This is a genomic window from Phyllobacterium sp. P5_D12 (assembly GCF_054049495.1).
The window spans coordinates 1-7,414 of the sequence record NZ_JBFUMG010000212.1 but is presented as its reverse complement, the minus strand read 5'-3'; the positions used below and the strand labels follow the sequence as shown (position 1 = coordinate 7,414).

Annotated in this window: 8 protein-coding genes and 1 pseudogene; 3 read left to right on the top strand and 6 right to left on the bottom strand. The window is 56.4% G+C overall.

Annotated features, from left to right (window positions below; translation table 11 throughout):
- From ACXJ5O_RS14765 to ACXJ5O_RS14755, 3 genes are all read left to right on the top strand, one after another.
- A partial coding sequence (locus ACXJ5O_RS14765) for a glucose-6-phosphate isomerase family protein (RefSeq protein ID WP_457300541.1) occupies positions 1-481 on the top strand: 481 nt, incomplete at its 5' end.
- A gap of 29 nt (positions 482-510) precedes the next feature.
- A complete protein-coding gene (locus tag ACXJ5O_RS14760) occupies positions 511-1,464 on the top strand; it encodes a shikimate dehydrogenase family protein (protein WP_457300540.1) in 954 nt (317 codons plus the stop codon).
- A gap of 2 nt (positions 1,465-1,466) precedes the next feature.
- A complete protein-coding gene (locus ACXJ5O_RS14755) occupies positions 1,467-2,378 on the top strand; it encodes an SIS domain-containing protein (protein WP_457300539.1) in 912 nt (303 codons plus the stop codon).
- A 10-nt stretch (positions 2,379-2,388) separates the two neighbouring features.
- Here the strand turns inward: ACXJ5O_RS14755 and ACXJ5O_RS14750 are convergent, their stop codons facing one another.
- The 6 genes and pseudogenes from ACXJ5O_RS14750 to ACXJ5O_RS14725 form a co-directional block, all read right to left on the bottom strand.
- Positions 2,389-3,141 (bottom strand): GGDEF domain-containing protein, encoded by a 753-nt coding sequence (locus ACXJ5O_RS14750; protein ID WP_457300538.1) that lies wholly within the window; start codon positions 3,139-3,141, stop codon positions 2,389-2,391.
- Between the two features lie 101 nt (positions 3,142-3,242).
- A complete protein-coding gene (locus tag ACXJ5O_RS14745; RefSeq protein ID WP_457300537.1) occupies positions 3,243-4,028 on the bottom strand; it encodes an LssY C-terminal domain-containing protein in 786 nt (261 codons plus the stop codon).
- A 175-nt stretch (positions 4,029-4,203) separates the two neighbouring features.
- The gene (locus tag ACXJ5O_RS14740; RefSeq protein ID WP_457300536.1) at positions 4,204-4,611 is read right to left on the bottom strand and encodes a F0F1 ATP synthase subunit epsilon; all 408 of its coding nucleotides are present in this window, start codon (positions 4,609-4,611) and stop codon (positions 4,204-4,206) included.
- 58 nt (positions 4,612-4,669) lie between these two features.
- Complete coding sequence (atpD, locus tag ACXJ5O_RS14735; RefSeq protein ID WP_457300535.1) at positions 4,670-6,316, bottom strand: F0F1 ATP synthase subunit beta; 1,647 nt, start codon at positions 6,314-6,316, stop codon at positions 4,670-4,672.
- A gap of 18 nt (positions 6,317-6,334) precedes the next feature.
- A complete protein-coding gene (locus tag ACXJ5O_RS14730; RefSeq protein ID WP_310067827.1) occupies positions 6,335-7,213 on the bottom strand; it encodes a F0F1 ATP synthase subunit gamma in 879 nt (292 codons plus the stop codon).
- A 21-nt stretch (positions 7,214-7,234) separates the two neighbouring features.
- Positions 7,235-7,414, bottom strand: a pseudogene (locus ACXJ5O_RS14725) (F0F1 ATP synthase subunit alpha); the annotation flags it as partial.

Genomic DNA, 7,414 nt, shown 5'->3' with positions numbered 1-7,414 from the left:
CCTGAATGATCCGGTCGTCTACAGTGTCGAAGATTTTCGACCCGGGGCACATGCCGGTGATCTTAACTACGGCGTCACCCGCATGAATCCGGGGCGCGTCAACAGGGAGTTTTTCCTCACGCGCGGCCACATTCATGCGAAGGCAGATCGACCCGAGATTTACTATGGTCAAAGCGGGCATGGTCTCATGCAATTGGAATCGCCGGAGGGCGAGACACGCATTGTCGAAATCACCGCGCAGACTATCTGCTATGTTCCGCCATACTGGATCCACCGTTCCATCAACATCGGTGAAACGGACCTTGTGATGGTCTTCGCTTACCCTTCCGATAGCGGGCAGGACTACAGCGTCATCGAGAAATCAAACGGCATGCGCCATCGTGTGATGAGCAGCGGCAACGGGTGGGAATTGGTGGACAACGCCTGTTACAACCCGCGAACAGGCGAACAGGTCGCTGCACTCATGAAGAATAATCCTTGATCAAAAGCCCCCCATCTGGAGAATCGTAAGTGATTGCTTATACACCAGCGACGCTGCCGACACTTTACTTCATCGGCGTCACAACCGGCAAAAGCTCCATTATGAAGGTGTTTCCCGCATGGGCAGAGTATCTTGGGCTGCAAACCGCCGTCATCAAGGGCATCGATTTTAAACTCCATGACGATCCTGCCGCCTACCGCGAAGCTGTGGCGTTCATCCGGGACGATCCCCTTTCTCTCGGCGCACTGGTGACAACTCACAAGATTGATCTCTTTCACGCTTGCCGCGATATGTTCGACACTATCGATCCGCTCGCACAATTGATGGGTGAAACCAGCTGCATTTCCAAACGCGACGGCACGCTGATCTGTCATGCGAAGGATCCCATTTCGTCCGGCCTTGCCATAGATGGTTTTCTCGGCGAGCAGTATTTTTCCGGCCGTGAAGCTGACCTCTTCTGCATGGGCGCAGGCGGCTCTACGATTGCAATCACTTGGCACCTGATGCGCCGCTCGCGCGGCGAGGACGTCCCCGGGAGGATATTCGTGTCTGATCGCAGCCATGAACGGCTGGATGAAATCCGTCGCATTTATGGGCTGATCGAAAGCGTCGTCTCCATAGAGTACGTCCTTGCCCCTGAGACTGGAGCCAACGACGACGTGTTGCGCACTCTCAAGCCGGGCTCTCTCGTCATCAATGCCACGGGCCTCGGCAAAGATGTACCTGGCTCGCCCTTGTCCAACGCCTGCCAGTTTCCCGAGCGTTCTGTCGTATGGGATCTGAACTATCGAGGCGATCTGATTTTTCTCGACCAGGCACGCAACCAGCAGCGGAGCCGCAATCTGCAGGTTGTGGATGGATGGAGCTACTTCCTGCATGGCTGGACACAGGTAATCGCCGAAGTCTTCAATATTGATATCCCTGTATCAGGGCCGTCATTCGATCGGATTTCGGCAATTGCCCTTGAAGCATCGGAACGATAGCGATGCATAGAGAAGCAGACGATAACGAAAGAGAGGCACGCCCAGATCTCCGGGATGCCGGTGGTCGGAATATTATAGAAATTATCCGCACGATGCGGGCCGGCCTGCGCAAATCCGATCGTAAGGTTGCGGATGTGGTTCTAAAGGAGCCCCAGCGAATCCTGAACGCGACAGTGGGTGAAACAGCAACACTTGCCGAGGTCAGTCAGCCTACGGTCCTGCGCTTTGCTATGGCGATCGGATGCAAGGGTTTCCAGGATTTCAAGATACGGCTCGCTCAGAGTCTGGCTTTCGGCATACCGGCGACCCATTCAGTCCTGCTAGATACCGATGATCCGGAGACCGTGGCTGAGAAGATCTTCGAGTACACCATGACCAGTCTCGATTGGGCGAGATCACACCTTGACAGAACCGCTCTGCGCAAAGCCATCGATATTCTCGCGCAAGCCCGGACCATCGAATTTTTTGGCTTTGGCGCGTCGGGCATTGTTGCGCGAGACGCCCAGCAGAAATTTCCACTCTTTGGTGTTCCTTGCGGGGCACAGCTCGATTCACATCAGCAAATCATGATCGCCTCGATGATGAAGCAGGGCGATGTTGCCTTTGTGATTTCCAATACCGGAACAACGCGCTCCATCATCGAGATTGCCCGTATTGCTCGCGCAAACGGCGCCGCCGTTATTTGTCTGACGGGTTCGGACTCGCCGCTCGCCAGTTACTGTGACGTGGCTCTGATCGTCGAGACGCTTGAGAACACCAATATGTATACACCGACGATCTCGCGCATTGCCGCGCTCGTCGTGATCGATATTCTCTCGACCAGCGTGGCGATGCGCCGTCCCCTCGAGGATCAAGCGCGGATTCACAATATGAAGCGGCAACTGAGTGATATGCGCAAAGTCCAGCCGATTTGAGAGCCTGGTGCTACGAAGCCAATTCGTAAACGACGCGATCACGCCCCCGGTTCTTGGCCCGGTAGAGGCATTCATCCGCGGCATTGACCAGTTGTTCCAGTGTTTGCCCAGGCTCATGAAATGCAACACCGATGCTGACCGTCAATGACAGTTCGCTCCGAACAACTTTCCGCGATATGCCTCGAACATCGAGCAATATTCCATGCGCCACCCAGGACGCTTTGCCATAGTCCGCATCGGCGAGGRAAACTGCAAATTCTTCGCCGCCAAAGCGCGCGCCGACATCGCGTCGGCCCAACCGCTTTCCAATAAGTGTTCCTATCTCTTGCAGGGCATCATCTCCAGCGGCGTGGCCGAACCTATCGTTGACCGACTTGAAGTGATCGGCATCTATATAGAGCACGGCCCCGGCACTGAGAGCAGGATTGTTGCCAAGGATCATCTGCTCGACCCGCAGATAAAACTCATGACGCGTCGATAGCCCTGTCATCCCGTCTTTGCGAAATGCGATGTCGAGCTCGTGCGCCAAAATCTTCAGGCGATAGTTCAATCCGACCAGAAATGCTCCAAGCAGCCCTCCGACAACGATAACGATCAGCGTTGTCACAAGGATCGTCTTGTCGAGACTGTCGTAACCGCCGAGCTTGAAGAAGACGGCGGCCAGACCATTTGCGAGGACACCGCCGAGACCGAGCACCAACAGGATCTGCCTGACGGGCGACAACGCCTCAAACATCGTCATCCAGCGATTGAAAGTGTTCATCGATGCCTTCCAGAGATGCAGTCGGCTTCTTATAGGCTCAAAAAATGAAAGATGCAGTAAAGAGTGCCCTTTACGTATAGTAAGTTTTGGTCGTAGCCGAGCTAGTTGCCTATCGCGCTCTTGATTGTCATCCAGGCATTGTCCTTGGCTTGAATGAGTGGCGGTGAGGCAAGTATTTCAGGTGGTTGGGTCCGGCGTTGCCCGTCATGGACCAAGGTCAGCATGCGAATTTCGCCGTCGGTATAATACGGGCTGCCCTCACCATTGCGGCCATTCAGCGTCGGCCCGACACCCGAGACCTGATAGATCGCCTCCACCATACCCGCCCGCGTAAGACTGTTGGCAAAATAGTCGCGCTCGGCATCGATATCCGGTGCGATGTCATGCGTTACCTGACCCGTATACTCGCTGAATCCCACGCGTTGATCGAAGGTTGCGGAACCGAGCCACACGGGCCGTTGTTCTACGCCCGTGTCGAGCACCTTCCACAAACGAACATGATGTCGCTGCTTTGCGCTACTGCCAACGGGCATTTCGTAAGCGAGGTCCTCGCGGCGGCCTTCATAAAATAGCGGGCTGACTGGAGCCTTGTCGTAAGGCCGGTCGAGCATCACGCTTCCAATAATATCAATGCTGGAACGCAAGGTAACCGGATCGGCGGGATACCAGGCGCCGGCATGCATGGCACGGATGATGTCCTCACGATCGCCTACGAGTCCTACATTCAGCGGGTCGCCTGGAATGCCGCGTGCAGTCTTCGTCACCATGGGATGATTAGCGAGGCCTGGCTGTCGTTCATAGTGAGCCCAGACCGTTGGAAGAGCCACATACGCGAGTAAGAGGTAGACGGCAACGATGATTGCAGCACCGACAAACAGACGCCTCATTTTTTCTTTGCCCCCGCCCTATAGTCTCTCGGACCGATCTTAGCGCGATAGCTTTGGAAAGAACATAATCCGGTCATTCGACCGGACTTGATCGTCGGGGCGGCCATTGCAGGCAGCTGCGTAATAAAAAACGGGCCGAAGCCCGCTTGATTTATCATCGATCGGTTTGGTCCAATCACGCAGCCTTGATGGCTTCCTCGAGCGTCTTCAGTTGGCCAAGAAGGTCTTCAGCCTTGGCCCGATCTTCGCGGGTTGTCGCGTCTTCGAAGTCTTCCTGGGCGTCCTTTATGCGGTTCTGCAACTCATMGGCCCTTATATCGGCGACGTGTACTGCCGATTCAGCAAGGAGCGTGCAGCCGTCGGGCGTAATGTCAACGAAGCCGCCGAAAACCACATAGCTATCCAGCTTGCCGTCCGGGGTCTTCACGGCGACAACGCCCGGCTTCACGGTTGCCATCAATGGCGCATGGTGCGCCATGACGGTCATGTAGCCCTCCGTACCTGGAACGACGACCTCAATGATCTGCTCCGAAAGAAGCAGACGCTCTGGTGAGACGAGTTCGAACTGAAAGGCTTCTGCCATGATATTCACTCAAATCCTGTGGCGAAAAGGCGGGCCGCAGCCCGCCATCAGTCATGCGTTAAGCTGCTTCCGCAGCCAGACGCTGTGCTTTCTCGATCGCCTCATCTATCGAGCCGACCATGTAGAACGCAGCTTCCGGCAGGTGATCATAATCACCATTGCAGAGACCCTTGAAGCCCTTGATGGTGTCTGCCAGATCGACCAGCTTGCCCGGCGAGCCGGTAAAGATTTCGGCAACGAAGAATGGCTGTGACAGGAAGCGTTCGATCTTGCGGGCGCGGGCCACAGCAATCTTGTCTTCTTCCGAAAGCTCGTCCATGCCAAGGATGGCGATGATGTCCTGAAGCGACTTATAGCGCTGCAGGATCGACTGTACCTGACGGGCTGTCTGATAGTGCTCGTCACCAACGATCAGCGGATCGAGCATGCGCGATGTCGAGTCCAGCGGATCCACAGCCGGGTAAATACCCTTCTCGGAGATCGCGCGATTGAGAACCGTCGTCGCGTCAAGGTGAGCGAACGAAGTCGCAGGCGCAGGATCGGTCAAATCGTCGGCGGGGACGTAGATGGCCTGAACCGATGTGATCGAACCCTTGTGCGTCGTGGTGATGCGCTCCTGCATCTGGCCCATGTCGGTCGCCAGCGTCGGCTGATAGCCCACGGCAGACGGAATACGGCCAAGCAAGGCGGACACTTCGGAACCGGCCTGCGTAAAGCGGAAGATGTTGTCCACGAAGAACAGAACGTCCTGGCCCTGGTCGCGGAAATGCTCGGCGACAGTCAGACCCGACAGAGCAACACGGGCGCGCGCCCCTGGCGGCTCGTTCATCTGGCCGTAGACGAGTGCAGCCTTGGAGCCTTCGCCGCCGCCTTCCTTGTTAACGCCGGATTCGATCATCTCGTGATAGAGATCGTTACCCTCGCGTGTACGTTCACCCACACCGGCGAATACCGAATAACCACCATGCGCCTTGGCAACGTTGTTGATCAGTTCCATGATGAGAACAGTCTTGCCGACGCCTGCACCACCGAAGAGACCGATCTTGCCGCCGCGTGCATAAGGCGCAAGGAGGTCGACCACCTTGATGCCAGTGACAAGGATTTCGGCTTCCGTCGACTGCTCGACATATGCAGGGGCTGGCTGGTGGATGGCGCGGGAAAGCTTTGTCTTGATCGGGCCTGCTTCATCGACCGGCTCGCCGATGACGTTCATGATGCGGCCAAGTGTTTCTTCGCCGACCGGCACCATGATAGGCGAACCGGTGTCGTAAACAACCTGGCCGCGGATCAGGCCTTCGGTCGAGTCCATGGCGATCGTGCGCACAGTGTTCTCACCGAGATGCTGCGCAACTTCGAGAACGAGACGATTGCCGAGATTGTCGGTTTCCAGCGCGTTCAGGATCTGCGGCAGAACACCGCCATCGAAGGCGACGTCAACAACGGCGCCGATAACCTGGCTGACGCGGCCGGCAACGCCAGTTGCCTTGAGAGCAGTCTTGGGTGTCGCTGACTTTGTTGCCTTTGCTGGCGTAGCGGCTTTGGCAGCCGGAGCGGCCTTGGCAGCGGCTTTTGGAGCAGCGGCTTTCGCAACCGGCTTCACGGCCTCGGCAGTTGCCTTTGCTGCGGGTGTCTTTGCTGCAGCTGTCTTTGCTGCCGGGGCAGCCTTGGGGGCTGCGGGTGTTTTCGGGGTCGCTGCTTTAGCCATCGATCCTTACCTTCGCGATTAGAGCGCTTCCGCGCCCGAAATAATTTCAATCAGTTCTTTGGTGATCTGGGCTTGACGCTGGCGGTTGTACGACATTGTCAGCTTGTTGATCATGTCACCGGCATTGCGGGTTGCATTGTCCATGGCGGACATACGTGCACCCTGCTCCGATGCCGCGTTTTCAAGGAGAGCGCGGAAAACCTGGACGGAAATATTGCGCGGGATCAAATCGCCGAGAATGGCGGCCGGATCCGGCTCATATTCATAAACTGCATCGCCTGCGCTCTCCGGCTCGACATCGCCGATTTCACTGGCTGGAATCAACTGCTGGGCAGTCGGTATCTGTGCGATTACCGATTTGAATTCCGAATAAAACAGCGTGGCAACGTCGAACGCGCCCTCATTGAAGAGCGTGATGATCTTGTGACCAATCTCGTCTGCGTTGACAAAACCAAGCGTTTTGACTTCGCGCAGATTGACGTGATCGATAATGTTCTTGCCGAGATCACGGCGCAGGATATCTGCGCCTTTCTTGCCAACGGTAATGATCTTGACCGTCTTGCCGTCGGCGAGAAGCCTGCGGGTATGATCACGAGCCAGACGCGCGATCTGCGCGTTAAACCCGCCGCAAAGGCCACGTTCAGAAGTGCAGACGACAAGCAGATGCACATCGTCCTTGCCTGTCCCGCTCATCAGCACAGGCGCATCATCGCCATCGACATTGGAAGCGATGTTCGCCAGCACCGCAGCCATGCGCTGTGAATAGGGACGAGCAGCTTCCGCAGCCTCCTGCGCACGACGCAGCTTCGCCGCGGCGACCATTTGCATCGCCTTGGTGATTTTCTGCGTCGCCTTGACCGAGGCGATCCGGTTTCTCAGATCCTTTAACGAAGGCATCCGTTCATCCCGTCCGTAATGTTAAGCGAAGGACTTGGCAAAGCCGTCAACGGCGGCCTTGAGCTTGCCTTTGGTCTCGTCGCTGATCTGCTTTTCCTTGGCGATCGTCGCGAGAACATCCTTGTGTTCCGTACGAAGCCATGTGAGCAGACCCTGCTCGAAATTATTGACCTGATTGACGGCAAGCTTGTCGAGATAGCC